Below are 26,600 nucleotides of genomic sequence, written 5' to 3'. Positions count from 1 at the left end.
ATTTCCGAGGATGGCGCTTTTTTGTTAGTTTAGCTAGTCCAATCATCAAACAAACTCATGCGCACGACTACCTTAGCGTCCTTCCTCCTTCTCACGTTTTTTTTCTCCCCATTTGTCAATGCTCAAACTGCCATCATTAACCGTGATCAGCAAATCGCTGATCTGGTAGCCCAAATTTCGGCCGACAGTTTACGGGCACATATCAACGGTCTGGTCAGCTTTGGTACCCGTCATACACTCAGTGTACCGACCGATGCTTCCGCTCAGGTTAGCAAAAAAGGACTCGGTGCTGCCCGGCAATGGATTCTGGGCAAATTCAACCAATACGCCAAACAGTCGAACGGGCGCCTGACCGCCACCCTCGATACGTGGACGCTCCAGCCCGACGGTCGCCGGGTCGACAAACCCGCCAATATGGGGAATGTGATGGCAACCCTCAAAGGTACCGACCCCAACGACAACCGGATTTTTATTGTTCAGGGGCACATGGACAGCCGTGTTACCAACGTCATGAACCGTGAATCGGACGCACCGGGCGCCAATGACGATGGGTCTGGAACGGCTGCCGTTATTGAATTGTGCCGGGTTATGAGCAAATCATCCTTTCCGGCTACGGTCATCTTCGTCACCCTGACCGGCGAAGAACAGGGCTTGCTGGGCGCTGAACACCTCTCCGAACGTGCAGTTAAAGAAAACTGGAATGTAGAAGCTGTGCTAAACAACGATATTATGGGTAGCAATAACAGCAGCGATACCCGCATCATCGACAATACCCGATTGCGTGTGTTTAGCGAAGGGTTACCATCGAGTCTGCTGAAAGATACAACAGGCCGCATCGGACAAATTCAGCGGTTTGGCAACGAAAACGACGGAAAGGCGCGTACCCTGGCCCGTTACCTGAAAGAAATTGGCGAACGCTACGTCGAAAATCTGGAAGTGGTCATGGTTTACCGGAATGATCGGTACCTGCGTGGTGGCGACCATACGCCCTATGTTCAACGCGGTTTTGCGGCTGTTCGAATTACCGAAATGAACGAGAACTACGAGCATCAGCATCAGGATTTGCGCACCGAAAATGGGGTTGAATACGGTGATTATCAGAAATTTATGGATTTTGAGTACCTGCGTAAAAACACAGCGGTTAACCTGGCAACGCTGGCGAATCTGGCCAAAGCACCCGCTGTCCCCCAAAAGGTAACGGTTGATGTTCGCAACCTGACTAATGCTACCGTACTCTATTGGCAGGCTCCGCAAGCGGGCAAAGTAAAAGGGTATTATGTGCTGATGCGGGAAACGTACTGGCCGTTCTGGCAGAAGAAATTCTTCACCACCAAACTCGGCATGACGCTCCCCTTCTCGAAGGATAACTATTATTTCGCGGTGCAGGCCGTGAGCGAAGATGGTAACGAAAGTCTGCCTGTAATACCGGTCCCGAATCTGCGGTAAAAAGGTTAGACTACCTCTTTTAGTATGTCCCTGTTGGGGTCATACCGAATTACCGAAGTACTCCTTAATAAACCCGCCCTACCGTCATGCCTACTCTCTCCAAGCGTCAGTTTCTAAAATCCCTTGCCGGGGCTACAACCATACTAGCTGGCGAATGGGCAGCACTAGGCGAAACCTTGGCAAGCTCAGCTCACGTAGCTCCGGAAACACTGGCAATAGATGACAGTTTCTGGGCAACGATTCGAGCGGCTTATCCCGTTACGAAGGAGTTCATTCAGCTCGAAAACGGATACTATTCGCTGGCGGCTCAGCCCGTTCTCGACAGTTATCTAAAACATATTCAGCAGATTAATTCGGTTTCATCATATTATATGCGGACGCGCCAGTTCGACGATAAACGGGCGTCGCAAACGCAACTGGCCAATTTGTTAGGCTGCTCCCCTGACGAGTTGATTATTACGCGCAATACAACCGAATCGCTGGATACGGTGATTGCCGGATTGACCTGGAAAGCGGGTGACGAAGTGGTCATGGCCCAGCAGGATTATGGCGCAATGCTCGATATGTTCAAGCTTCAGGCACGTCGGCATGGCATCGTTAACCGGATGATCTTGGTTCCGGCCCACCCAAAATCGGATGACGAGATCGTCAGCGCCTACGAAAAAGCCATCACGCCCAAAACCCGGTTGTTGATGGTTTGCCATATGGTGAACATTACCGGACATATTCTGCCCATTCGAAAAATTACGGAAATGGCCCATCGACATGGTGTAGAGGTGATGGTCGATGGAGCCCATGCGTTCGCGCAATTGAGCTTTAAAATCGGCGATCTGGGCGGTTGCGACTATTATGCCAGTAGCCTGCATAAATGGCTGGGCACTCCACTCGGCGCCGGGATGCTGTACGTCCGTAAAGAAAAAATCAAAGGCATCTGGCCGCTCTTTGCCGATAGCAATTTTGCCGACGACGACATTCGAAAACTGAATCATACCGGAACCCACCCAGTAGCTACCGATCTAGCCATTCAGGACGCCATTCAGTTTCACCAAAGCATTGGTATTGAGCGGAAAGAAGCCCGGTTACGTTACCTGCAACGCTACTGGACCGATCAGATTCGCCATCATCCGGGAATTGTTTTGAACACCCCCGAAGACCCAGCCCGCTCCTGTGCCATTGCCAACGTCGGCCTGGAAAAAATTGCTCCTGCTGATCTGGCTAAAACCCTGTTCAGTAAATACAAAATTTTCACGGTTGCCATCGATAGTCCGGCAGCCAGCGTGCGCGGCATTCGGGTGACTCCCCATGTTTATACCACCACTGCCGAGTTGGATACCTTTGTAAAAGCTCTGAAAGAACTGGCGGCCTAACTTCCTTCTTCTTATTAACCGATTATCGTTTCGACTATGACAACCTATTCGCTTCTTATTGGCTCACTCTGTCTGCTAAGTTTGGCAGGCTCAGCGCAAACTCCGGGCAAAAAACGTCCGATTTCGCCCAAAGATATGTACCGACTACAAACCGTCAGCGATCCACAGGTGTCGCCCGATGGCAAGTGGATCAGCTATGGGCTATCTACCGTCGACACAACGAAAGACAAGCGCAACTCGGACTTGTGGATGGTTAGTTGGGATAGTAAAGAAACGGTTCAGCTTACCAACAGTCCCGACGGGGAATCAAGGGCCCGGTTCAGCCCCGACGGAAAATACCTTTCGTTTGTATCGGCCCGGCAGGGTGCTACCAAAGCGCAGATCTGGCTGATGGATCGGCGCGGTGGCGAAGCGAAAAAATTAACCGATCTGAAAACCGATCTGGAAGATTACGAGTGGTCGCCGGATGGTAAAAAGATCGCCTTTGTACTGCGCGACCCCGATTATGCTGACTCGGCCAAAACCAAAGTTCGGAAGCCTTATGTACTGGATCGTTACCACTTCAAGGCCGACATCAAAGGGTATCTGGAACGCAGCCCGGTTCATTTGTACGTATTCGATCTGGCCACCAAAAAGCTGGATACGCTGACTAAGGGCGCCTATGATGAAACCTCACCCGTATGGTCGCCGGATGGGCAATACTTGGCGTTCGTCAGCAATCGAACCGAAGACCCCGATCGGAACGAGAATACCGACATTTACGTCATAGCGGCTCAGAAAGGTGCCCAGATGAAACAACTGACGACCTGGACAGGCTCGGATAATAATCCCGCCTGGAGCCCCGATGGCAAACGCATCGCCTATTTGCGCTCTACTTCGTCGAGCAATTTCATCATGTACGATCAGCCGATTCTGTGCGTTATCGGCCGCGATGGTGGTGAACCTACCTTATTGTCCAAATCGCTGGACCGTCCGGTACGAACGCCCGTCTGGGCCAAGGATGGCCAAAGTATTGGTGTCATCGTGCAGGACGACCGCCAGGCCTATATTGGTCAGTACACACTCGATGGTAAATTCAGTAAAGTAACCAGTGGCAACCGCGTATTCAGCAACCTCAGTGCCAGCATCGCCGGAAACTGGGTAGCACTCGTCAACGAACCGCAAGTACCCGGTGAAGTATACGCCATCGAATCGGGCAATACCCGTCGGCTTACTCATGTACATGATGCTTTTCTGGAGCCGCTCGAACTGGCAACGGTAGAAGGGTTTACCTCGAAAAGCAAAGACGGTATGCAGGTATCGAACGTACTGTATCGACCCGCTAACACGCCTGCCGGAAAAAAGCTACCAACCATCTTCTACATTCACGGAGGCCCCGTATCGCAGGATGAATTTTCATTTGACCTGACCCGTCAGCTTCTGGCTGCCGGTGGCTATGCCGTGGTTGCCGTTAATTATCGGGGAAGTAACGGCCGTGGAATCGACTTCACCAAAGCCATCTATGCCGACTGGGGCAATAAAGAAGTGCAGGATATTCTGGGCGCGGCAGATTACCTGGTTGAAAAAGGCATTGCCGATCCCGACCGGTTAGGTATTGGCGGCTGGAGTTACGGTGGTATTCTAACCAACTATACAATTGCTACCGACACCCGGTTCAAAGCAGCCGCCAGCGGTGCCGGAAGTTCGCTGCAACTGAGCATGTACGGGATCGACCAATACACCAATCAATACGAAAACGAACTGGGCGCTCCCTGGAAAAACCCCGAAAAATGGCTGAAGCTGTCGTATCCATTCCTAAAAGCTGATCGGATCAAAACCCCAACGCTGTTTATGGCCGGAGAGAAGGATTTTAACGTACCCGCAGCTGGTAGTGAGCAAATGTTTCAGGCACTCCGCTCGCTGGGCATTCCAACGCAGCTCATTATTTATCCCGGCCAGTTTCACGGCATCACAGTTCCCAGTTATCAGAAAGATCGGGTTGATCGGTATTTACAGTGGTTCGATAAGTATTTAAAACCCAAAAACCTTTAATTTCCGTTAACCTATACAGAGAACCGTGCATCAAAAAGTCGGTAACTTGCGTACCATTTAGTGTTGCATTATTCGTTTTTTTTGTAGTTTACAGTTCCTTGTTCTGTTTTAACTCAGAATCCCTAAAAATCAACTGATTATGAAGCGTTACGTTTATCACCTGTATGTACTCCTCCTGGTGGTGTCCTTTGCGGGCCTTGTTTCCTGTAGTAAAAGCGACCCCGCACCTGCCTCACCTGTTGTAGGGCGCTGGGAATTAAACAGAGGGGTATTAAGTGGTTTTCCAACATCAGCAACATCAAATGTAAATGGAGCCGCTATCGATCTCTATTACTTTGAATCGTACGGGTCAACCATCGATATTTTTTCTGACAATACGTTCAATGAAAACTATCGTTCGGCAGTAGTTGATGATGCTACCGGAACCTGGGCTTTGGACAATAATACGCTTACGCTGACCTACGACGCAGGTGGACAGGATACGTACACCTATTCGAAGACTAAGAATATTGAAGAACTGACTGCTACCGCGCCTGTCAACTATACCCTCGGAACTGCTGTTGGCAAGGTACAGGTAATCTATCGGAAATAATCATTGCGTATTGAGTAACTAAAAAAGCCGGTGAATTTTCACCGGCTTTTTTAGTTACGCCCCATTTCCTCACTATTTCAGGAAATTCAGTTAGCCTTTCGGTTTGATACGTGTTGGGTTAGGGAGAACTATGTCTAATTTTCAATAAATCCAACTTCGTATGAAAAAGGCAGTAGTTATTGCATCCTTGCTGGTTGGATTAGCCAGTCTGGATAGTCAGGCGCAAACAACGCCCCAAAGTCAGAATAGTCGCCAAAACCGAGACTCAACGACGAGCGGCTCGATGAACAATACGAATAACCGTCGTCAGCCATCAACGATGCAATCTGATTCGGGTACGTCGTTACCAGGAAGCAGTGGCACGAATCGACGAAACCGCACAGCACCCAATCGGACGGGTACACCACGACGCGATACTACCTAGTTGCCCCAGTCGATAGTCATAAACCCGTTAGATTCAGTAGCCTGATTCCACTTTTCAGGTTCCTGAATCGTATTCTGAATTATACCAGACCCTCTCCTCTTTTATTTTGTATTGCTCAACGTCTATGTTGCCTACAACGTTTTACGAACAAATTCGCTCAAATTTTAAGGAGCCTAAGTTATTGATCATTGAAAACAGTGCTGATCAGGGTGGTGTGATTGCCAGAGCCATGCAGCAATGCCTACCCGAAGTTACGCTGGTTTATGTGAACCAGTCTGAGCAGGCGCTCCACTTGCTTCGGGAGTGGAGTACACAGGAATGGGAATTGCCTAAATTGATCTTACAGGATTTGTTTTTACCTACTCGCGAAGATGGCTGGAATTTACTCCGGCAGATAAAAACCTTACCGGCTGCCTGTAATCGTATACCTGTAGTGATTCTTAGTTCATCCAGTCAGCGTACAGACGTTGAAGAAGCATACCAGCGCGGCATAGCTTCCTACCTCGTCAAACCAGCCGATTCGCGGGGCTGGCTTCGGTACTTTATGGCTCTACGCTCATACTGGTGGGAAACCGTTACGCTACCGCCTGTTCAGTTTTCAGTCTGACAGGCGGCAGGCATTAATTGATCGCCATACTCGGCAGTGTAACAATACGTAGCCAATATTGCAATACTCGTTCAAAAATAGCGTCGATGAAACCCGTACCGGGTGGTATGGCCACCACTGAGTTTGCCTTATACTGGTAGCCGTTCACAATAGCCTGATCGGTTGCCGAGGTTAACAGTATCACCGGAATTCGCCCAAGCAATTTATTATTCTTCAACCGTTGAAGGGTATTCAACCGCTCCAGGGTAATGGTTCGGGCATCGAGCAGTAATAAGGCAGGATGCTCATTTACGGGCAGCTGGCCCAAGATATCGGGCAGTATAACACTGTTGGCACTGGTTTGGCATAAGTAACCGGGCCACTTCTTCTGAACAACGTGCTCTACCGACGTCACCATTTCCTTGTCCTGCGAAATCAGCAGAATAGATTGCACCCGCTGTGCTGGTGCCGAAGCAATCGTAGGCGACTCGGTCGTTGCCAGTGTAGGCTGCTGGATAAGTTCGGTAGTAGCCAACGCGGTTGTGCGGCTCTGTAACGCATCAACAACCTGTTGCCACCGACGACGGCTAACCGGAAATACATCGCCACTATTCAACTGTACTTTGCCCGACATTTTCCGGTGCGGAGGCTCCTGCAAACTCTGGACAAAAGCAGGGTTTATTAACGCTGTTTTGTGTACCCGTATAAAATTGGGCAGTTTATCTTCCAGGTAACTGATTGGTTTGGCAAGCAGCTTTTTCTCTCCATCCTGAAAACAAATCCAGCTATAATTATTAGCGCCAGCAAGGTAAATAATGCGCTCAGGATACAATAGGGCAGGTTTGATTACACTCATAATAAATCGTTACTGGCAAAGCCAAATAGTCAAATAGAAAGGAAGTCAAAAACATAACCTCGCTTACCAATGAAAGTTGTTTCGGCCTAACATGAAGAATCGTTTATATTCAAATAGTGAGGCAATGGTCCGACGACCAGTGATCTGGTCTGAAAAAGATCGAAAATTTAGCCTGATCCGGCTTCATGGACCAGTTGTTTTGTGAATGGTAATCAATAACTTACTAGCAAAATCAGCAGTCACTTGATCAACTTATTTATGTACAACCTCTTTACCGTAATCGTTTTATTTCTCATCCATTTTGCCGCGCTGGCACAGACATCCCCAACTAGTCTGACCAACTCATCCGCCACCGATTTGTCTGAGCGCGTTCGTATGCTCGAAGAAAATACCCGTTTTTCCGACCAGAGCCTCACGAAAAGCATTGACGATTTGCTCTGGTATCAGAAGCTCGGCGATATGGCAATCATTGATAAGATTCGATATACCAGCAAACCTCCCCATGTGGTACGTAATCCAACAGGTCAGGGAGCCAATAACCCGGTCATTATTCCGGCCTACACCTTTGCGCCCAAGAAGTTTGCTTCTGCCAAGAAACTACCGTTAGTGGTCTTTGTACATGACGGGGTTCATGGTGATTTTAGTACGCTTTATGTGCACATCGTACGCGAATTGCTCGATCAGGGCTATCTGATTATTGCACCCGAATATAGGGGTAGCATCGGGTATGGCGGTGCATTCTACAACCAGATTGATTACGGCGATTACGAAAATGACGATGTACTGGCGGGTAAACGCTGGGCTACCGAAAATATGCCCCAGGTAGATCCCGACCGTATCGGTATTATAGGCTGGAGTCACGGTGGCATGATCACCCTGATGAATATTTTTGACCATCCCGACGATTATAAAGTTGCCTATGCCGGGGTGCCTGTCACCGACATTATTGCGCGTTTGGGGTATAAGCCTGCCAACTACCGGGCTATTTTTTCGGCCGCGACCCATATCGGTAAAGACCCATCCGACAATGTAGCCGAGTACCGTCGTCGGTCGCCTGTCTGGAATGCACAAAAGCTAAAGACGCCCTTACTGATTCATACCAATACCAACGACGAAGACGTAAACGTACTGGAAGTAGAATCGTTGATTAATGCGCTAAAAGCGCATGAGAAAAAATTCGACTATAAAATTTATCAGGATGCACCCGGTGGTCACAGCTTCAATCGGCTCGACACGAAACTAGCCCGCGAATCGCGTGAGGAAATTTACCGTTTTCTGGCCCGTCACTTAACCCCACCAAGCCCTTCGAAATAAGGTGTTGGTCACAGATTGTGGATAAGTGTGTGGATATTGCCGAATAACCCGCCTTGCTGAAACTTAGTTTAAGTGGAGCCGTAAGCGGCAAAATGCGTATCTTTGGCTAACCCCTAGATAATGATGAAAATTTTAGTTGTTGATGACGAGGTTGATGTAAAAGATCTTTTTGAACAGCGATTCCGGCGCGAAATCCGTAATCACGAATTCGAACTGGATTTTGCAAACTCTGGCGAAGAAGCGTTAAGCTATCTGAATGGACACTCGTCGGAAGTTATACTGATCTTATCCGACATCAATATGCCGGGCATGAGTGGTTTCGAACTCTTACGGCATATTCGGCAAGATTTCAATACTCCTCCTCCCCCCGTTGTGATGATGATCACAGCCTATGGCGACCCCAATTCGCAAGAGGAAGCCCTTTCGCTGGGGGCCAATGACTTTCTCACAAAACCTCTTGATTTCGCACTTCTGAAACAAAAACTTCGTGAGTTGGCATGAAGGCTAAAATATTAGTAGTTGACGACGAAACTGATCTTGAGTTACTCATAAAACAGAAATTTCGACGGCAGATCCGGGAAAAACAATATGAGTTTATATTCGCCCACGACGGTGTAGAAGCCCTGCAAACGCTGGCTCAGGAACCCGATACAGATATGGTTCTGACCGACATCAACATGCCGGGTATGGATGGGCTCACACTACTCGTCAAGCTCCACGAAACCAATCCCATGCTGAAGGCCGTCATCGTGTCGGCTTATGGCGATATGGATAACATTCGAACGGCTATGAACCGGGGTGCCTTCGATTTTGTGACCAAGCCCGTCAATTTTGAAGACCTGGAAGTGACCATGCAGAAAACCATGGAGTATGTAGCCCAGATCCGGCAAACACTCCAGGCTATCAAGGAAAACAATATCCTACGAATGTATGTCGACGAATCGGTGCTGACGTTTATGAACCGCCCCGAATTCGAGACGGCGCTGTCGGCCAGTGAGACCGTGGTGGCGACCGTTTTATTTATCGATATCTGTGGTTTTACAGCTATTTCGGAACGCGAATCGCCCGACACCGTTGTGAAAATGGTGAATCGCTATTTCGACGTGATGGTCAAGGAAATTATCGCGCAGGGCGGTCTTGTCGATAAATTTATGGGCGATGCAATAATGGCTGTTTTCCGGGGCGAGTACCATCTCGACCGGGCTATTGAAGCGGCCCTGGCCGTACGGACCCAAATCGCCAAGATTGAAGAAAATTTATTAAGTCATCCGGGCTACCATCCTGAAGTATCGATCGGGATCAACAGTGGCGAAATGGTATCCGGTAACATTGGTTCGACCACTCTCCGCCGGTTAGATTATACAGTGATCGGTGATGCTGTCAACACGGCTCAGCGGCTCCAGTCAGTTGCCCGACCGGGGCAAATCGTCATTGTCGAGTCGGCCCAGCAGCAGATCGCTGAATCGTTTTCCTGCGAGCGAATTGGTGAAGTAAGTTTGAAAAATAAGGCAGAGCCAGTAGTTATTTACAATGTTTTGGGCTAATGTTACTATATCGCCCATAGAACTTCAATATACTAAACTAGACTATCAATACAGGAAACAAAAAGTATGCTAAATGTATAAAATCCTTCAAACGATCGGATTTAGCAAGTATATTTTTTAGTCCATGTAAATTGCTGACATGCAGATAATTATGTAGGATAAATCGTTATTTTAATACTTTTTTAGCCTTGCTAAATAATTTAAAAACCAGATGGCATAATAGTTGTAAATAAAGCTATTGACCAGCAAATAGGAGCCTTCAAAAGCGTTTCTTTAGCCACTGAGTCTCTACTGGTTTGTAGTCGATTTCATAGCTTTAGCCAACTCAGTTCCATATAGGTTATGTGCGCATGCTAGCCCAGCTTGCCTGGGTAAAAATTCGCGATAAAGACATATTCCATAAATGTAACTGGAGTTTTTTAAACTCACATCTGATTCGCAACGAGCCGTTGATTTCAGGCAGATATGAGCTTGGCGTCAACGGCTTTTGTGTCTATATACCTACTACAGTATCCCAGAACCTTTCGATTAGGTACAGGTTCTCTATATCCGCTCCATTAGCCCTATTCTGTCTGCTCACTAACTTGTAAAATGTATATCCATGCGGTATGGAACGGAATAAATTATTCTTTTTGCCTACTTACTCAGGTATGTTCAGTAAGGCTATTGCCTCAGCACTACTCTGTATATTAACCATGTGGATAGTTGGTCATGCTAAAGCATCCACAACACGGTTTCTTCAAGTACCAGCTTCTTCAACCGACAGCCTGGGTTTTACGCTTACTTCGTGTGTACAGAATTTCAGCGTATTATCGTCTTTCTCAGCGGTTGGCTCAGGGCAGATTGACCCAACGACGCTTGCAATTGTCAACCAGCCTACTACCGGAAAAGCGAGTATCAATGTCGATGGAACTCTTCGTTTTCAGCGAACAACCGCAGCTTCGGGGACGGCTACGTTTACGATCTCGGCGGCATCAACCCTTACCGATACAACGACACAGCGATTTTTAACGACTGCCGGGCTCACCGTCAGTAATAATCTGGCTTGTGAACCCATGCCGCTGGCTACCTTTTGCCCGATTGTAAACCGTAACAATATTACCTCAACCAACCTGTTCGATTTCGCTCACCTCGAGCAGACCGTACTTTTAGGCGAAACAACCCTGAAAGCCAACCTCAGCGGAATGGGAAAACCGGGCGATCTGGCCGGATTTATGATCAGCAACCCAACGCTAACATCGACCACCGCTTTCCCAACCTACACCATCAATACGTATTTGAGTACCGACCCTGCGCCTACCATTCGGGATACAAAAACATTTACGAACCTGTCGGATATCCAGCTCTTATCCAATGGGTTGCAGGAATTGAGCTTCCCGGTAACTCAGACGTTCGACCAGCTCGAACTGGTCATTACCTCTACCGATAGCCTGCTACTCGCCAACGACATTTACTATGGGTTCAGCAAGCCAGCCACAACAACGCTTCAAAAAGTCGTAACCATTCACTTCAATGCCGACTGTAGTTGTGCCGGATCAGGTTGCCTTCCGCTTCAGGTCATTGTTATTCGCTATCGATAAGCCGTATTCAGGGAATCGATTATTTTTACGATTGGTTATATTAACTGATACGCTTGTTACGCTCTTACTATAACGCCAATGCCCTTGAAGCAGGGTTAGATGAGGTGGGCCGAGGCTGTCTGGCCGGGCCGGTTGTGGCGGCTGCGGTTATTCTGCCCAAAGAATACACGCATCCCATCCTGAACGATTCGAAACAACTGTCTCGCTCCCAACGCGAAGCCCTGCGTTTGGATATTGAGCGGGATGCACTGGCCTGGGCCATTGCGGAAGTCTCGCCCCAAGATATTGACCAGATCAACATCCTGAAAGCGAGCTTTTTAGCCATGCACCGCGCTATTGATGCCCTGAAAATCCGTCCGGAACATCTCTTGGTCGACGGCAATCGATTTGTACCATATCCCCTGATCCCGCACACGTGCCTGATCAAAGGAGATGCCCATTTTCTGTCGATTGCGGCTGCTTCGGTTCTGGCAAAAACCTACCGGGACGATTTGATGGAAAAACTGGGTATCGAATTTCCTGCCTACGGATGGGCTAAAAATGTAGGCTATCCTACCCCTATGCACCGCGAAGCCATCCGGCAATTCGGCCCCACCAAACACCACCGAATGAGTTTTCGGCTAATATAATCACCAAGAGAAGCGTACCACAACGGTAATAATGACACGCTTCTCTTGGTGATTATATTACTTGAGCCAGAAATTATCTTCCTGGGCAATGTCGGCTGAGTACACGGTAGCCTGAACGATTTTTCCGTTTTCAACGGTGTACACGTCGATATTATCTACATCCAGAACACCGCCATTGGGCTGAACGGCTTTCCAGTGAATCAGACAGGCCACACTATTACCATTTGCAGTCAACGTTTTTATATCCGTTAGTGCCAGGCTATTATCCGTTGCCTGAAACATACCTCCGACCATCTGAAAGACTTCAGCACTTGATTTTTTTGTACCCGAAAAGCGGTTAGTACCTGGCTGGTTCCACTGAATATTGGGGTGAATAATAGCCGCTAGTTTCGCCTGGTTACCTTGTTGGACGGCCGTAAGAAATTCCTGAACAACCTGAATTGATTGCGTTTCCATAGTGTTTGCGTTAGGGTGTTTTGTGCTGACTGCCTGTTGGGTTTTGAACTGGCTCATGATGAGCATAAGGGTAATGACAAGTGCTTTCATGGCGTTTTTTGACAAAGGTACCGGGTGCCTAAACCTCAGGGTTTACCTTCATCCGCCAACCCATTACCACTTCGCGCCATTGAAAAATTGGCACTGAATCGTTCGCTACTTTTACAGCATGCAAGACTATCAGAAACAGCTCGTACTCAATTTGCTGGCCTACGCCGTTCAGAAAAACGTATCGCCCGAAGAACTCTGTGCCCGTTCTGGTTTAGAACTGGATCAGTTGACGCGAACCGAAAGCGACTCACTTCATCCAGAACAAGTAGCTTCACTTTGGCGCAACGCCACTCGCTTAAGCAACGATGCGCTGTTTGGGCTCCATTTTGGCGAATCCCTACAGATTGCAGCCTTAGGTGTTGTGGGTGAACTCATCCGACATAGCCAAACAGTGGGTGAAGGTCTTACCTATGCCATTGCATTTATCCATCTGATTACGGATGTTGTTGACATGGCCATAATCCATACAGATCGAACATTCGACATCCGACTGACGCCCAATGCGACCTACCTGGCCAATATGCCAGACGTGATTCACCAGATGATGGATTTTTTCATGGCGTTTACGCTCCATGAAGTGGATGGCCTAGTGCTTAAGAAAGTTCAACCGGTTTCGGTAAAGAGCAAGTTTACCGAAACCAATCAGGCCGAGTACGAACGTGTTTTCCGATGTCGGCATCTGGTCAATAGCGCTGACTATGCCTTATCATTCGAGCGTGGGTATTGGGATGAGCCAATCCTGACCGCCGACTATGAATTACAGACTGTATTTTTACGGAAAGCGACTACGCTGAATGATGCCTTTCAGCAGGCACGCGGCTTATCCGAACGGATTACCAACTTCCTGCTGGCGAATGCTTATTTGGGTATACCTACGCTCGAGGCCATTGCCGCGAACCTGAACGTCAGCAGCCGAAGTTTACAGCGTCGATTGCAGCAGGAAGGGGTAACGTATCAGCAGCTCACCGATTCCATCCGCAAGTCATTGGCCATCCACTATCTGACTTCTGGGCAGTACCCTACTAAAGAAATATCGTATATACTGGGCTACAATGAGTTGAGTGCATTTAATCGGGCCTTCCGTCGCTGGACCGGAACAACACCCGTAAACTATCAGAAAAGGAGTGTGAATGGATAATGTGCGTCCCAGCCATTCACACTCCTCGCACCTAACCCTTTCTTAAAGCTACCTGCTCACGCAATTGGGCCGTTGGTCGGAAGCGTTCTCCATACGTATCGGCCAGTCGGTCGAGGGTGTTGGCAAATGTTTCAAGCCCGATAAAATCGACAAACGACAGCGCTCCCCCTGTATAGGCCGGGAAACCCCAACCCAGAATAGAACCGAGATCGGCATCGAGTTTGGTTCGCACAACCCCTTCCTCAAAACAACGTACAGCTTCGATGGCCTGTCGATATAGCAGCCGGGTCTTTACTTCATCGAGCGATGGTTGCAAGTCGGCCAGTGGGAATAAGTCCTGTAAACCCGGCCATAGTTTCTTAGTCCGGTCGTCGGCATACTCGTAAAAACCGGCTTTGGCTTTCTTACCTAAGCGACCAAGGTTAACGAACTGTTTGGCGATCTGGTAACTCGTATCAGCTTCGGGAACAGCCCCATCCTGAATCCCCTGCCCCGAAATTTTGTACACCAACTCCAGCGATACTTCATCGGTTACGGCCAGTGGCCCTACCGGCATACCCGCATCTTTACCGCCATTTTCAATGAGTATAGGATTTACGCCTTCTTTGAGCAATTCCATCCCTTCGGCGGTGTAGGTACTGAAACACCGCGAGGTATAAAAACCTCTTGAGTCGTTAACGACGATGGGCGTTTTCCGAATTTTACGAACATAATCCATAGCTACGGCCAGCGCATAATCTGATGTCTGCCGACCCACAATGATTTCGACCAGCGCCATCTTATCGACGGGCGAAAAGAAGTGAATCCCAATAAAATTTGCTGGGTTCGCGGCTGCCTGCGCTAAGCCACTGATAGGTAACGTCGATGTATTGGACGCAAACACATTCAGCCCCTGATCGGCCAGCATCGGTTCGGCTTCCCGAGTTACCTGCGCCTTCAACTCCCGATTTTCGAAAACGGCTTCGATGATCAGATCACAGCCGCGCAGGTCTTCCGTTTTCGCCGTCGGTTTGATCAATTTAAGAACACGTTCGGCGGTTGCGGCATCAATTTTGCCGCGCTCCATACCTTTCTGAAGCAGCGTCTGCGAATAGGTTTTCCCTTTCTCAGCCGCTTCAATGGATACGTCTTTCAGAACGACTTCGATACCGGCCTGTGCCGATACATAGGCTATCCCGGCACCCATCATTCCCGCTCCCAGAATACCCAGTTTTTTTACGTCCGTTTTCGGAATATCCTTCGGGCGACTAATGCCTTTGTTCGCTTCGTTCAGTCCCAGAAACATCGTCTGGATCAGGCTTTTGGCCACGTTTGAGGTCGCTACTTCGGCAAAATAGCGGGATTCGATCACTAGCGCCCGGTCGATGTTCACCTGCAACCCTTCATACACGCATGACATGATGGCCAGCGGAGCAGGATAATTTCCCTTTGTTTTATCCATGAGCATTGCCGTTCCGGCACTAAACGTCTGAGCCCCCACGACACTCTGAACCGCGCCACCTGGTACTTTGGCGTTATCTTTTCCGACAATCTTGCCGGTTTTGCGATCAATCTCATCCCAGTGTTTTATGGGTTTGGGCCGGCCGGGCGTTCCGTTCGCTTCGATCCAGGTACGCGCCTGTGCCAGCATGTCGTCAGGCGTATCGGCAATGGCATCGACCATACCGAGACTCTTCGCTTCCTGAACACTTACTTTTTTGCCTTCCAAAAGCAGGGGTAAAGCCGCCTGCATGCCAAGCATACGGGGTAGTCGCTGCGTACCACCCGCCCCCGGCAATAGGCCAATCGTTACTTCAACCAGACCAATCAGGGTTTTAGGATTATTTAGTGCCACCCGGTGGTGACAGGCCAGGCAGATTTCGTAACCACCACCCAGAGCCGTTCCATTGATGGCGGCTACGGTCGGTTTGCCCGATGTTTCGATGCGACGAAAAACCCGGTTCAACTCCAGCGAAACCTTCTGCATTTCAGCGGGGTCTTTGTCGTTGTTGCGTAGGATCATCTTGAGGTCGGCACCAGCCACAAACTCAGGCTTATTCGAACTGATAATGACGCCCTTAACCGAATCGTCGGTATAGGCCCGTTGCAGAGCCGCTTCAAATTCAGGAATCGATTCATCATTAAGCACGTTCATCGGGCTGGTTGTCATTTCCCAGGTGATGAACGCTATGGTATCATTGACGGAATAGTGAATTGCCATTTTTTATAGTAGGGTATTATCGGTCATAGATGGAGCGCAGATTTTTACGATGGATGAAGATCTGCGTTCTATTGGTTTTCAGCTTACGCGCTCAAAAATGGTGGCGATTCCCATACCTCCGCCTATGCAGAGTGTAGTAAGGCCAACCTGTTTATCCACGCGTTCCAACTCGTCGATCAGTGTGGCCGACAAAATAGCACCCGTAGCTCCCAACGGGTGGCCCAAGGCGATTGCCCCTCCGTTGACATTCAGTTGATTATGCGACACACCAAGCTCATCCATAAATAATAACGGTACAGCGGCAAAGGCTTCGTTGACCTCAAACAGATCGATGTCGCTGATTTGCATACCAGTTCGTTTGAGCACTTTGCGCGTAGCCGGAATGGGGCCAGTCAGCATAATGGTAGGTTCAGAACCGACTACCGCAAACGATTTGATACGCGCCCGTGGTTTCAGGCCCGTTTTTTCGCCAAATTCCTTGCTGCCAATTAGTAGCCCAGCGGCCCCGTCTACAATCTGCGAGGAGTTACCGGCATGGTGAACGTGATTTATTTTGTCGTATTGAGCGTATTTGAGCAGTGCCAGCGCATCCAGTCCCATCTGGCCGATGCCTTCGAAAGCGGGTTTGAGTTTGCTTAAACTGTCGACCGTTGTGCCGGGTCTAACCCCTTCGTCGCGGTCGAGTAAGGTATTTCCGACAATATCGGTGATGGGGACCAGCGTTTTCTGAAACCGATGGGCCGCCTGTGCCTCAACAGCCCTCCGGTACGACTCGGCCGCGAAGGTATCTACATCCAGCCGGGAATACCCGTATTTCGTCGCAATCAAATCGGCCGAAATGCCCTGGGGAACAATGTTATGCCGGGCCACAATCTGCGGATTCATGAACAAAGCCCCACCATCGGAACCCATCGGCACCCGCGACATCGACTCTACGCCACCCGCCACAATGGCATCTACCTGCCCCGACATCACATAAGCTGCAGCCATGTTTATTGCTTCCAGGCCCGATGAACAAAACCGATTGAGTTGTACGCCCGCCACCGATTCGGCATAATCGGCCTCAATGGCGGCTGTTCGGGCAATATCGGCACCCTGTTCGCCAATAGGCGTTACACAGCCCATAATTACATCATCGACTAAGGAGGTATCGAGTTGGTTGCGATCCCGAAGTTCCCGCAGGACGGTTGTAAGAAGTTGAATGGGCTGCACGTCATGCAGCGAACCGTCGCTTTTACCACGCCCGCGCGGTGTGCGAACCGCATCATAAATGAAAGCTTCTGCCATGATTTTGTTGCCTGAATTAGTATGCTCGCATACGGTTTTATCAGACAAATGTACAGGCAAAAGCAGAATAGGGCAATGGAAATAGAGGAGTATTTAGAAAGTCGGCGTTATGTAAGGAAGCTCCTGATTCCCATTTTCATAATTATACCAGAACGGGTATAAATCTGGCTTTTCCTACCAAATTTATACCCGTTCTGGTATAAGTCAAAAGCTTATTTTATTTATCGAGCACTACTGTTTCACCAACCAGGTAAGCTCCTGATCCGGTAACCAGGTTATAAACTTTGCCAACGGAACGAACAGAAGCAGCGAGACGAAGCACTTTGTAGGCTACCACGCCCTGAGTTGTGGCATCATAGCGGTAAACGACTTCACCTGCTTTTATATCACCCAGCGCCTTTCGGCCCGTAGCTGTCAGCACAGGATGGTTGGCCGTCGCTTCGAGCAGTGTGGGTGCAGTTAGCGTTGTACGGGTATCGGCCGTTATTTCCTGAACGGGTGCTACCCATACACCAGCCAACGCGAATGAACCAGTATGCACGTCGATTCGGGTAACGTGTGTGGGGGCAAGCGTTTTGGTTTTAGCCTCATAGCCCATCACCACATCGTTTACAGCAATGTCCTGAATAGCTTTGGATGAACCGTCGGCCAGGGTTACCAGGGCATCGGCTGCAAAACAGAAATTGTACTCTTCTTTTTTCTTGCCGCTTCCTTCATCCGCTTTTCCGGCACCGCCCGACAGCAGGCCAGCCATTTCGCGGGAAAGTACAAAGGTTAACGTCGACATCAGGCCGGGCTCTTTTTCACCAACGTATTTCAGGTCGTCGATATACGCATCCCAGGCTTTTCGGTCGGCCGAGGCTCCGGGAATTACAAATGGCTTTACCGCTCCCGTTTTCTCGTTTTTATAAATAGCCAGCAGGCCCAGTTCTTTGGTATCTTCAGCGGAGAAGACTTTGTAGAGGTAAATTTTCCGGGTGATGCCATCGCTGTAGGCAAACACATAAGCCGGACGTTCTTCATAGCGATCCAGGATAAAACCGCCTGATTTGAAATAGGTATCTTTATCGAGATTCGCGATTTTAATGGCTTTGATCGCATTTAACTGCTCAACAGTCATGCTGGCAGAAGCCGTTTGCGCCCACACACGCTGACTAATCAATTGAGTAGCCATGGCGCAACAAATAAAAAGTAAAAGAGAGAGCAGGTTGTTTTTCATAGTTTATTCGTTCAAATCCCAACGATTTTAAGACCGCTTAGGCTCAGGTTAATGACAATTTACTTCTTGGTGTACTCACCCACACGAGCGTGAATGGCTTCGACCGTACGGCGGGCCGATGTGAATGCTCCGGCCATCCAGGCCGTCAGATACGTGGTATGCTCACCCGCAAAATAGATGTTTCCATCGGGTTCGAGCAGAGCAGGGTAGTACTTTTTGCGGGTAGCGTCGTCGTAAGTGGCCCAGCCGCCGTTGCTATATGGAATGCGGTGCCAGGCCAGCGAAAACGAATTTTCGAACTCAGCCGGATATTGAGGATGAATTTTCCCACCCTGCTCCAGGGCTAGTTTCTGGCGATCAGCTACCGATAGTGCGCCCACAGCTTCGGCGCGGCTATAGAAATTATAATAACCGATCAGCACTCCTTTTTTCTCCTGCAAACCAAACGACGGATACCAGATCTGGTTGATATCCATGTTAGTCCGTGAAATACCTCCATAAATACCATCGTCTTCTTCCCAGAATCGGCGCTTGAATTGCAGGCCAATCTTACCCGTTTTCATGTAAGGGATAAAGTCAGCCGCTCGCTGCACAGTACCCGACAAATCCGATTCCAGATTTTTGAGCATCGGCAATGGCAGCGTACAAACGCAGAATTCGCCCGTGAGTTCAACAGGTTTGCCATCTTTCTGATAAATAACCCGAACGCCGTTTTCCGTTTTGCGAAGTTCCTTAACGGGCGCGTTGAACAGGATTTTACCCGCCAGTTTCTTCTCAAACGACCTCGGAATCATATCCATGCCGCCAACAGGCTGCAACAAAGTAGCCTGTTGTTCATAGGCGTAATCGCCCACGTTGTAGAAAACCGGCTGCATAAATCCCGACCGAAGCAAATCGGTAAGTCCGTAAGGGTCGCTCAATGTGCCTGGGGTATTGCCAGCGCCCGGATCGCTCTTGTCTTTGTACCCCCGTCGATTGGTGCCCTTATAGAGATGAGCCGTGTTCAGATCGCCTTCATTTTTCAGAAAGTCGATGAGTTTTTCAACGTCTTCTTTGGTCAATTGCTGATCCAGCGACGACTGATCAAGGGCTTTGGCCAGCAGTTCAGACGTGTAGCCGCGCATATCGTGGTGATAGTCGCTGATGCGCATCCGTCGGTTGGCAAAATTGCCCGTTCCGCCATCATTGTAGAGGTAAGCCGACTCGTTCGAGCCATTAAAAATCTGCAGCGGAACCCCTAACTCCCGGCAATAGTGAAGTGTGATCTGGTGATGGTGCGGAATACGAGCCGCTCCACCATTAAAATATAAGCCATCTTCAAACGAGCAGGCTTGTGGCGTTCCACCACCCAGTTCGGTTTCTTTGGTGCCGCCCCGGATCGTCCAGACCCGCCCGCCTGAACGCGATCGGGCTTCCAGCACAGTACAATCGTAGCCGAGTTTACCGAGTTCATAAGCAGCCGTTAAGCCAGCCAGACCTGCTCCTAAAATGATTACTTTTCGTCCTTTGCCATCCTGCTTCTGTCCATTGGCGGGTAGATCGAATGCCGACGCTGGTGCCGGATGAATCATTCCCCAAGCCAACAAACTGGCATAGCTGGCGCTGGTTGCATTAATAAAATCGCGTCTTGTCATAGTTTACCAGGAGAGAGGAGCGAGGATCGAGTAGTGAGAATGCTGGCGCATACTTTTTATGTTGCGTCAGCATTCTCACTACTCGATCCTAACTCGCAATACTGCCTTTATCCAACCACTTTTTTAAACCCATCCATAAAAATGGCCATTTCGTCCATCGTACCGACGCTTACCCGGCAATACGGTTGTCCGTTAAAGTCGCGGGTTTGAATACCGATTCCCTGCGCAAACATCTGGTTGCTGAACGGCCCGGTTTTCATACGAATCGGGAATAGGATAAAGTTGGTCGACGATGGTATAACTTCATATCCCATGTCCATCAGCGCTTTAGTGGTATAGGCCCGTGCTTTCGCGTTTTCGGCCCGGCAATGGTTTTGCCAATCTTTGTCCTGATAGCTGGCAATACCAGCCATCAACGTAGTAATGCTAACGGCAAAATCGGCATTGGTATAATCACGCAGGGTTCGCAACATGGCAGGCTGGGCCATCGCATACCCTAAACGTAACCCCGCAAAGCCGTGAATTTTCGAAAACGTACGCGCCAGAATCACGTTTAGCCCTTCCGACACCAGTTTGCCTAGTTTCGGGCGGTCGGCAGGTTCGAAGAAATCAATATAGGCTTCGTCGATAAATACCGGAACTTTGGGCGCTACTTCCCGACAGAAGGCTTCCAGTTCAGCCGTTGGCACAATCGTCCCCGTTGGGTTGTTCGGATTAACGATGTAAACCATTTTCACATCGGGCGTAATGGCGGCCTTGATAGCGGGCAGGTCATACTTATAATCCTTTGTCATTGGAAGCGCTTTGATTTTTGCGCCCAGCTTTTCGGCCCGCTGAAGCAGGTCATCGTAGGTCATCACACTGGTCAGGATGGTACCGCCCCCTTTCGCGAAATTATCGGCAGCCGCCATCAGAATATCCGACGAGCCCGGCGACATTATAATGTGCTCGGACTTTACACCTTCATCGGCGGCAATCAATTTTTTCAACTGACCAAACTCCATAAAAGCGTACCGATTCCCGATTTCAGCCGCTTTTACCAGTGCTTCTTTCGCATTGGGCGATATACCCAGCGGGTTTTCATTGGCCAGGAGCCGCGCCCGAAGCTTCCCCATTTTTTCGAACGGATCGTCGGCAAACGCGAATTCATTTGTAAACGTCGATACAAGCGGAGCGGCAGGGTAAGCAGCTTCGGCGGGAGTAAATCTACTTAAGCTTATGCTGGCCGTCAGAAAGCCACTGGCCCGAAGCCAATCCCGGCGAGTTAGTTGTGATGACATGAGTTTTTGTATTTATCCCGGATAAAATTAGAGTAAAGTCAAATATAACTCCTTAGTAGATAGGGTGTTGTGAAAGTACGAATTAATACTTAGAAAAAAAGTATCTAAACCATGAAACTCCTGCAAAATAATTCTGTAGTGATACGAAATCCCCAAACTATTATAAAGTAACATTACTATTATCAAAATATAGTTTTTATAATTTTTCGAATGTAAGCAGGCCGCTAGTATTTAGGAATCGGTTTCCAGACGTATCGGACGGACAACCAAGTTTACATCAGTACGAATCGTTCGCTTATTAACAGATGCTCCTGATCTGAACAATACCCGGAAATTACGGAATCGTTAGTAATCAGTCTATTATCTAATACAAGCATAACTCAGCTTTAATCAAGGGTTCATAGTTGGGTTCTTACTTTGCATAAACCAACACGTGCTTGCATGAATCGTCGACAGCTAGTTAGACGAATGGGTATGGGCCTGGCGGCTCTTTCGGTCAATGAACTGGCTACGGCTCAGGTAGCTCCGATCCCCAAACAACGGGTCTTACGCATTGCCCATGTTACGGACGTACATATGCAACCGCTCGTCGGGGCAGCGAGGGGGTTTGAAAAATGCCTGCATCATATACAAAGCCTGCCCGACAAACCGGATTTGATAATCAATGGGGGCGATGCCATTATGGAAGCACATGGCCGTGGTCAGGATAGCGTTCGGCGGCAATGGAAGCTCTACCAGGACGTAATCGGAAGCGAAAATGCCCTGCCGATTCTGAGCTGCGTTGGCAATCACGACATCTGGTGCCGACAGGAAACCCAGGCATCGTTCTACGATGGCAAGAAATGGGCTATGGACGAGTTACAGCTGGCCAACCGCTACTACAGCCTGACCCGAAACGGCTGGCACATTATTGTCCTCGATAGTGTGCAACCCAAAGTCGACGGAAGCTGGTACACGGCCCATCTTGACGAGGAACAATTTGCCTGGCTCGAATCGGACCTGAAAGCAACACCCGCCGACGTACCTATCCTACTTATTTCACACGTACCTATTCTGGCTGCCTGCGTCTTTTTCGACGGGCCTCGTTTCGCTGGTGAAAACTGGACCATACCGGCCCGCTGGATGCACAGTGACACCGTCCGGCTCACTAACTTATTCACTCGGTATCCAAACGTAAAGGCAGCTCTTAGTGGGCATATTCACCTGGTTGATCGGGTCGACTATAGTAATGTAAGCTATTTCTGTAATGGAGCCGTGAGTGGCGCCTGGTGGTTTGGCAAGTACCATCATACGCCAGCGGGTTACGCCCTTGTCGATCTGTACAATGATAGCTCGGTCGTCAATACCTATGTAGCCTATGGCCAGTCGGTTTGAGTACTAATGGATGCGTGATAATTCTGGGGTTAAGTAACCCTTTTCTCAAAATCACAAATGCCTGCTTACCAGGTTGTTAAAAATTAAAACTGGCTTAATATATCTACCCCTTATATCACATTTGGATAATATGGGATGCTATAGTTTTGTGCATTTATCAAACACTATATGTCTCTATGCAAACACGTTCTATATCCTCTTTAGTAGCCACCGTTGTTGTTGGTAGCTTACTCGTAGCGGGTTGCGACGACCACCGCATTCCCTCCCTTGTCGCCTATCCAACCTTCTCCGAGGCTTCCAATCCTAAAACACTGGCTGTTTCGCCCAATGGGACAACCATTTATAATGGCGGTTTCGGCTCAGCCCTGGCTCCCGACCCAAAAGACCCAAACGTATTTTACTTATTGACCGACCGTGGCCCTAATGCAGCCGGCCAGGCCGCCAACTCCATCATCTTCGGCAAGTCAGATTTTACTCCACAAATTGGTCAGTTCCATGTAGTTGGAAATCAACTGGTTTTGGATAGGATCATTTTGCTGAAAAATGCCTCCGGCCAATTACTAACCGGCTTACCTAATCCATCGGGTCAGGGTAGTACGGGAGAAACGGCTCTCGACTTAAACGGCCAGCCAATCGCTCCAAATGCTGACGGACTTGATTCCGAAGGTATGGTCCTGGCTTCGGACGGTAGCTTCTGGGTGAGTGACGAGTACGGTCCCCACATTGTACACTTCGATGCCAGCGGCAAAACCATTGAACGGATCAACCCATTCGGGACGGGTGCGGGTGGCCGTACATTGCCCAAAGTGCTGGCTACTCGCCGACCTAACCGGGGCATGGAAGGTCTGACGATTACGCCCGATGGCAAGACATTGGTTGGTCTAATGCAGTCGCCGCTCTACAATCCCAGTTCAGGAGCCGTGTCGGGTTCGGTGGTCCTTCGCGTTATAACATTCGATATTGCTAGCGGTGCTACAAAGCAATATGCTTATTTGATGGAAAATGCCAGCCTGACGGGCTGTAGTGAAATTGCGGCCATCACCAACACGACCTTCCTGACGCTGGAGCGCGACGGCGATTACGGCGGCAACCCAACCAAACCCGCTACGTTCAAGCGAGTCTTTAAAATTGATCTGGCTGGAGCAACCGATATCTCGGACCCAGCCAATGGCACAAACGGCAAACTATTCGGCGGCCTGACGGTGGAGCAGTTGAAAGACAAAACGGGTTTACAGAATGCGGGAATCACCCCTGTTACTAAAACCCTCGTATTTGATATTCTGGCTGGATTCAACCCTGTTTATCCGCACGACAAAGCCGAAGGTATGGCCCTGATTGGCAATAATATACTGGCCATTTCGAACGACGACGATTTTGGCGTAGTTGATAACGGGCAGAATGGCTTCACTGCAAAAATTTTACCGGCAACAGGTAAGGTCGATGTCAACCGAATCTATTTTGTAACCTTACCGACGCCACTCCGATAACGACTTCTGTTAGTAGATTAAAAGCCGCTTCCGATTGGGAGTGGCTTTTTTGGCTGCGCTGAACTGGTCAGAAAAAGTTTATAGTAATTGGTCGATAAGCCTCTATTTTTATAGAGTTATTGCCTAGCCTAGTTGAGGATGTGTCTACGTATACGTTTCTGGTCGAAGCCTACGCTCCTGAAGCCTGATTGGCTAGTCCTGCTGGTTCTGTTAACCTATGCAGCAGCCAACTGCCTTGCCCAGAATCTTAGCACCACCGAACAATTGTCCCGGCAATACCCCGATTCAGTTTACCGGGCCATCAAAGCCCGGTTAGATCAGGCAATCAATCGACAGGATAAACGATCCGAAGGCGAATCACTTCAACAAATTGGTCTGCTTTTCTACCATCAAGGCAACTATGCGCAGGCCATCGATTTTCTGTTGCAGGCGCAAAAAATCTTTTTAGCCGAGAACGATGCCAACCGGCTGGCCCGAAATCGGAATGAGCTAGGCACGGTGTATTACTACAATGAGCAGGTCGATCAGGCTTTAGCCCAGTTTAATGAAGCGTTGTCCTTCTATCAGCAGCAACGTAACTCCGTTGGCTTGGCTCAAACCTACGCCAATATTGGCCACATCTACGAAAAACGACAGTCGCCTAACCTGGCCTATCGGTATCAGAGACTGGCTTTCACGCATAGTCTTGCTGCAGGGGATACAAGTAGTCTCACCAAGATTTACGAAAACCTGGGGAGTATTTTTGAGGATGAAGCCCGGTACGACTCAGCGCATTATTATTACCAAAAAGCCCTGGTCCTTGCTCAGAAAACCCATGACGAAATCAGCCAACTCGAAATTCTGAACAATCTGGGCGATGTGTTTCGAAAAACAGGTAAATACCAAGAAGGTTTGGCGTATTCCCGAAAGGCCCTGCGTATGTCGCAACAAAAGGGGGAGTTATACCAGCTTAGTGCTGCCCTCCGCGACATTGCCAAAACCTACCGGCTGATGAACCAACCCGATAGTGCCTATAATTACATTGAGCGCAGTCGGGATTTGACCGATGAGATCTACGGTATCGAAAACAATCACCAGATAACCTTACTCCAAACGCTGTATGAAGTAGAGCGAAAAGACAGTGAGATCGAGCAACTTAATGCCCGGAAGCGTACCGATCTCATTATCATTATTGCTACCGTAGTGGTGTTGCTGCTGATCGGCATTTTAGGGGCGGTAATTATCAGTCGGCAACGGCTAAAGCTCCGAAACCAGCAGGCGCTTCATCAGCAAAATCAGGAGATATTCCGCACCCAGCATGAACTCATTCAGGCCGAGTTAAAGAACAGACAACTGGAAGAAGTCAACCTGAAAAGCCAGCTAGAACTGAAAAGCAAAGAGTTAACGGCTCATACATTACAGATTATTCAGAAAAACCAGGTGCTGGAAGAACTAAAAAATGATCTGACGGCTATCCTTAAAGACGACAAACGCGATCAGAAAAAACTACTCCGGCAACTGGCCCAGAAAATCGATCTGAGTTTCAACCAGGATAAATACTGGGACGACTTCCGTACTATTTTCGACCAGGTACACCCCGATTTCTTCCATTCGTTAACCCAGCAGTTCTCCGACCTGACGGCCACTGACCTGCGGCTTATTGCGCTACTAAAGATGAATATCAACTCGACAGACGTAGCTACGCTGTTGGGTATTTCGCCCGATAGTCTACGCGTTGCCCGTTACCGATTACGCAAGAAAATAAGCCTCGCCGAGGGTGAATCACTCTCCGCCTTCATTCAGCGGTTTCCAGCGTCAGTACAATCCTCTCCTGAAAAACTATAACATTTAAAAGAACACTGTTCGGCTTCACAATTAGGAAACACATTGTTAATAATAAGATAATGGCGTTTCAATGTGCTATTAATCCGTTGAAATCCAGAATATTAAGTGTCGAATGGTAGCTGTGTTGCCTGGTTGTATACGGCCCTGACAGGCTTGTTGCCTTTTTGTTCACGGGTCAAATTTGTCTGGTTCTCTCTCCTGCCTTCACCTTTGCGGCATCCATCACAAATGGAATTGAGTGG

At 48.9% G+C, this 26,600-nt stretch carries 22 protein-coding genes; 15 read left to right on the top strand and 7 right to left on the bottom strand.

The features are described from left to right. The first annotated feature begins 57 nt into the window (after positions 1-57). From B5M13_RS31340 to B5M13_RS31315, 6 genes are all read left to right on the top strand, one after another. Positions 58-1,446, top strand: coding sequence for a M28 family metallopeptidase (locus tag B5M13_RS31340; protein WP_080059408.1), 1,389 nt, complete (start codon positions 58-60; stop codon positions 1,444-1,446). A gap of 86 nt (positions 1,447-1,532) precedes the next feature. Further along, positions 1,533-2,813 carry an aminotransferase class V-fold PLP-dependent enzyme gene (locus B5M13_RS31335; RefSeq protein WP_080059407.1) on the top strand — a complete coding sequence of 427 codons (1,281 nt, stop codon included), beginning with the start codon at positions 1,533-1,535 and terminating at the stop codon, positions 2,811-2,813. Between the two features lie 36 nt (positions 2,814-2,849). Then, positions 2,850-4,844 carry a S9 family peptidase gene (locus B5M13_RS31330; RefSeq protein WP_080059406.1) on the top strand — a complete coding sequence of 665 codons (1,995 nt, stop codon included), beginning with the start codon at positions 2,850-2,852 and terminating at the stop codon, positions 4,842-4,844. 139 nt (positions 4,845-4,983) lie between these two features. Then, a complete protein-coding gene (locus tag B5M13_RS31325; protein WP_080059405.1) occupies positions 4,984-5,436 on the top strand; it encodes a hypothetical protein in 453 nt (150 codons plus the stop codon). A 160-nt stretch (positions 5,437-5,596) separates the two neighbouring features. After that, positions 5,597-5,860 (top strand): hypothetical protein, encoded by a 264-nt coding sequence (locus tag B5M13_RS31320; RefSeq protein WP_080059404.1) that lies wholly within the window; start codon positions 5,597-5,599, stop codon positions 5,858-5,860. Between the two features lie 124 nt (positions 5,861-5,984). Further along, positions 5,985-6,467, top strand: a complete 483-nt coding sequence (locus B5M13_RS31315; protein ID WP_080059403.1) for a response regulator — start codon at positions 5,985-5,987, stop codon at positions 6,465-6,467. 13 nt (positions 6,468-6,480) lie between these two features. Here B5M13_RS31315 and B5M13_RS31310 read toward each other — a convergent pair whose 3' ends face one another. Beyond that, a complete protein-coding gene (locus B5M13_RS31310; RefSeq protein WP_080059402.1) occupies positions 6,481-7,302 on the bottom strand; it encodes a response regulator transcription factor in 822 nt (273 codons plus the stop codon). A 258-nt stretch (positions 7,303-7,560) separates the two neighbouring features. Between B5M13_RS31310 and B5M13_RS31305 the strand changes: the two genes are divergently transcribed. From B5M13_RS31305 to B5M13_RS31285, 5 genes are all read left to right on the top strand, one after another. Then, a complete protein-coding gene (locus B5M13_RS31305) occupies positions 7,561-8,616 on the top strand; it encodes an alpha/beta hydrolase family protein (RefSeq protein ID WP_080059401.1) in 1,056 nt (351 codons plus the stop codon). Positions 8,617-8,736: 120 nt separating this feature from the next. Further along, entirely contained in the window at positions 8,737-9,117 is a 381-nt protein-coding gene (locus B5M13_RS31300; protein WP_080059400.1) for a response regulator, read from the top strand. Further along, positions 9,114-10,160, top strand: coding sequence for an adenylate/guanylate cyclase domain-containing protein (locus B5M13_RS31295; RefSeq protein WP_080059399.1), 1,047 nt, complete (start codon positions 9,114-9,116; stop codon positions 10,158-10,160). The genes B5M13_RS31300 and B5M13_RS31295 overlap by 4 nt, the downstream gene beginning before the upstream one ends. A 608-nt stretch (positions 10,161-10,768) precedes the next feature. Then, complete coding sequence (locus tag B5M13_RS31290) at positions 10,769-11,740, top strand: Ig-like domain-containing protein (protein WP_080059398.1); 972 nt, start codon at positions 10,769-10,771, stop codon at positions 11,738-11,740. Positions 11,741-11,793: 53 nt separating this feature from the next. Continuing rightward, a complete protein-coding gene (locus tag B5M13_RS31285) occupies positions 11,794-12,369 on the top strand; it encodes a ribonuclease HII (RefSeq protein WP_080059397.1) in 576 nt (191 codons plus the stop codon). 57 nt (positions 12,370-12,426) lie between these two features. Here the strand turns inward: B5M13_RS31285 and B5M13_RS31280 are convergent, their stop codons facing one another. After that, positions 12,427-12,915 (bottom strand): nuclear transport factor 2 family protein, encoded by a 489-nt coding sequence (locus B5M13_RS31280; RefSeq protein ID WP_245859597.1) that lies wholly within the window; start codon positions 12,913-12,915, stop codon positions 12,427-12,429. Positions 12,916-13,033: 118 nt separating this feature from the next. Here B5M13_RS31280 and B5M13_RS31275 point away from each other — a divergent pair, with 118 nt between their 5' ends. Next, positions 13,034-14,053 carry an AraC family transcriptional regulator gene (locus tag B5M13_RS31275; protein ID WP_080059396.1) on the top strand — a complete coding sequence of 340 codons (1,020 nt, stop codon included), beginning with the start codon at positions 13,034-13,036 and terminating at the stop codon, positions 14,051-14,053. 31 nt (positions 14,054-14,084) lie between these two features. On the opposite strand, the gene B5M13_RS31270 is transcribed toward B5M13_RS31275, so the two are convergent. From B5M13_RS31270 to B5M13_RS31250, 5 genes are all read right to left on the bottom strand, one after another. Next, positions 14,085-16,253: a 3-hydroxyacyl-CoA dehydrogenase NAD-binding domain-containing protein gene (locus B5M13_RS31270; RefSeq protein ID WP_080059395.1), complete on the bottom strand. Its 2,169-nt coding sequence runs from the start codon at positions 16,251-16,253 to the stop codon at positions 14,085-14,087. 78 nt (positions 16,254-16,331) lie between these two features. After that, positions 16,332-17,540 carry an acetyl-CoA C-acetyltransferase gene (locus B5M13_RS31265; protein WP_080059394.1) on the bottom strand — a complete coding sequence of 403 codons (1,209 nt, stop codon included), beginning with the start codon at positions 17,538-17,540 and terminating at the stop codon, positions 16,332-16,334. Positions 17,541-17,757: 217 nt separating this feature from the next. Continuing rightward, on the bottom strand, positions 17,758-18,759 hold the full coding sequence (locus tag B5M13_RS31260; protein WP_080059393.1) for a Hint domain-containing protein: 1,002 nt from the start codon (positions 18,757-18,759) through the stop codon (positions 17,758-17,760). A gap of 59 nt (positions 18,760-18,818) precedes the next feature. Next, positions 18,819-20,393 (bottom strand): flavin monoamine oxidase family protein, encoded by a 1,575-nt coding sequence (locus tag B5M13_RS31255; RefSeq protein WP_080059392.1) that lies wholly within the window; start codon positions 20,391-20,393, stop codon positions 18,819-18,821. 107 nt (positions 20,394-20,500) lie between these two features. After that, a complete protein-coding gene (locus B5M13_RS31250; RefSeq protein WP_080059391.1) occupies positions 20,501-21,673 on the bottom strand; it encodes a pyridoxal phosphate-dependent aminotransferase in 1,173 nt (390 codons plus the stop codon). A gap of 441 nt (positions 21,674-22,114) precedes the next feature. Between B5M13_RS31250 and B5M13_RS31245 the strand changes: the two genes are divergently transcribed. The 3 genes from B5M13_RS31245 to B5M13_RS31235 all read left to right on the top strand — a co-directional run bounded on the left by B5M13_RS31245 (position 22,115) and on the right by B5M13_RS31235 (position 26,358). Then, a complete protein-coding gene (locus B5M13_RS31245; protein WP_170061221.1) occupies positions 22,115-23,047 on the top strand; it encodes a metallophosphoesterase family protein in 933 nt (310 codons plus the stop codon). A 176-nt stretch (positions 23,048-23,223) separates the two neighbouring features. Next, complete coding sequence (locus B5M13_RS31240; RefSeq protein ID WP_080059389.1) at positions 23,224-24,534, top strand: esterase-like activity of phytase family protein; 1,311 nt, start codon at positions 23,224-23,226, stop codon at positions 24,532-24,534. A gap of 138 nt (positions 24,535-24,672) precedes the next feature. Then, positions 24,673-26,358, top strand: coding sequence for a tetratricopeptide repeat protein (locus B5M13_RS31235; protein WP_245859596.1), 1,686 nt, complete (start codon positions 24,673-24,675; stop codon positions 26,356-26,358). Positions 26,359-26,600: the final 242 nt, after the last annotated feature.

Origin of the sequence: Spirosoma aerolatum (assembly GCF_002056795.1) — a bacterium.
GTDB lineage: Bacteria > Bacteroidota > Bacteroidia > Cytophagales > Spirosomataceae > Spirosoma > Spirosoma aerolatum.
The sequence above is the reverse complement of the archived record's forward strand: the minus strand, read 5'-3'. Positions and strand labels throughout refer to the sequence as shown.

Coding starts and splice junctions, on each gene's coding strand:
- B5M13_RS31340 (WP_080059408.1), top strand. CDS start 58: ATGCGCACGACTACCTTAGCGTCCTTCCTCCTTCTCACGTTTTTTTTC.
- B5M13_RS31335 (WP_080059407.1), top strand. CDS start 1,533: ATGCCTACTCTCTCCAAGCGTCAGTTTCTAAAATCCCTTGCCGGGGCT.
- B5M13_RS31330 (WP_080059406.1), top strand. CDS start 2,850: ATGACAACCTATTCGCTTCTTATTGGCTCACTCTGTCTGCTAAGTTTG.
- B5M13_RS31325 (WP_080059405.1), top strand. CDS start 4,984: ATGAAGCGTTACGTTTATCACCTGTATGTACTCCTCCTGGTGGTGTCC.
- B5M13_RS31320 (WP_080059404.1), top strand. CDS start 5,597: ATGAAAAAGGCAGTAGTTATTGCATCCTTGCTGGTTGGATTAGCCAGT.
- B5M13_RS31315 (WP_080059403.1), top strand. CDS start 5,985: ATGTTGCCTACAACGTTTTACGAACAAATTCGCTCAAATTTTAAGGAG.
- B5M13_RS31310 (WP_080059402.1), bottom strand. CDS start 7,302: ATGAGTGTAATCAAACCTGCCCTATTGTATCCTGAGCGCATTATTTAC.
- B5M13_RS31305 (WP_080059401.1), top strand. CDS start 7,561: ATGTACAACCTCTTTACCGTAATCGTTTTATTTCTCATCCATTTTGCC.
- B5M13_RS31300 (WP_080059400.1), top strand. CDS start 8,737: ATGATGAAAATTTTAGTTGTTGATGACGAGGTTGATGTAAAAGATCTT.
- B5M13_RS31295 (WP_080059399.1), top strand. CDS start 9,114: ATGAAGGCTAAAATATTAGTAGTTGACGACGAAACTGATCTTGAGTTA.
- B5M13_RS31290 (WP_080059398.1), top strand. CDS start 10,769: ATGGAACGGAATAAATTATTCTTTTTGCCTACTTACTCAGGTATGTTC.
- B5M13_RS31280 (WP_245859597.1), bottom strand. CDS start 12,915: ATGAAAGCACTTGTCATTACCCTTATGCTCATCATGAGCCAGTTCAAA.
- B5M13_RS31275 (WP_080059396.1), top strand. CDS start 13,034: ATGCAAGACTATCAGAAACAGCTCGTACTCAATTTGCTGGCCTACGCC.
- B5M13_RS31270 (WP_080059395.1), bottom strand. CDS start 16,253: ATGGCAATTCACTATTCCGTCAATGATACCATAGCGTTCATCACCTGG.
- B5M13_RS31265 (WP_080059394.1), bottom strand. CDS start 17,540: ATGGCAGAAGCTTTCATTTATGATGCGGTTCGCACACCGCGCGGGCGT.
- B5M13_RS31260 (WP_080059393.1), bottom strand. CDS start 18,759: ATGAAAAACAACCTGCTCTCTCTTTTACTTTTTATTTGTTGCGCCATG.
- B5M13_RS31255 (WP_080059392.1), bottom strand. CDS start 20,393: ATGACAAGACGCGATTTTATTAATGCAACCAGCGCCAGCTATGCCAGT.
- B5M13_RS31250 (WP_080059391.1), bottom strand. CDS start 21,673: ATGTCATCACAACTAACTCGCCGGGATTGGCTTCGGGCCAGTGGCTTT.
- B5M13_RS31245 (WP_170061221.1), top strand. CDS start 22,115: ATGAATCGTCGACAGCTAGTTAGACGAATGGGTATGGGCCTGGCGGCT.
- B5M13_RS31240 (WP_080059389.1), top strand. CDS start 23,224: ATGCAAACACGTTCTATATCCTCTTTAGTAGCCACCGTTGTTGTTGGT.
- B5M13_RS31235 (WP_245859596.1), top strand. CDS start 24,673: ATGTGTCTACGTATACGTTTCTGGTCGAAGCCTACGCTCCTGAAGCCT.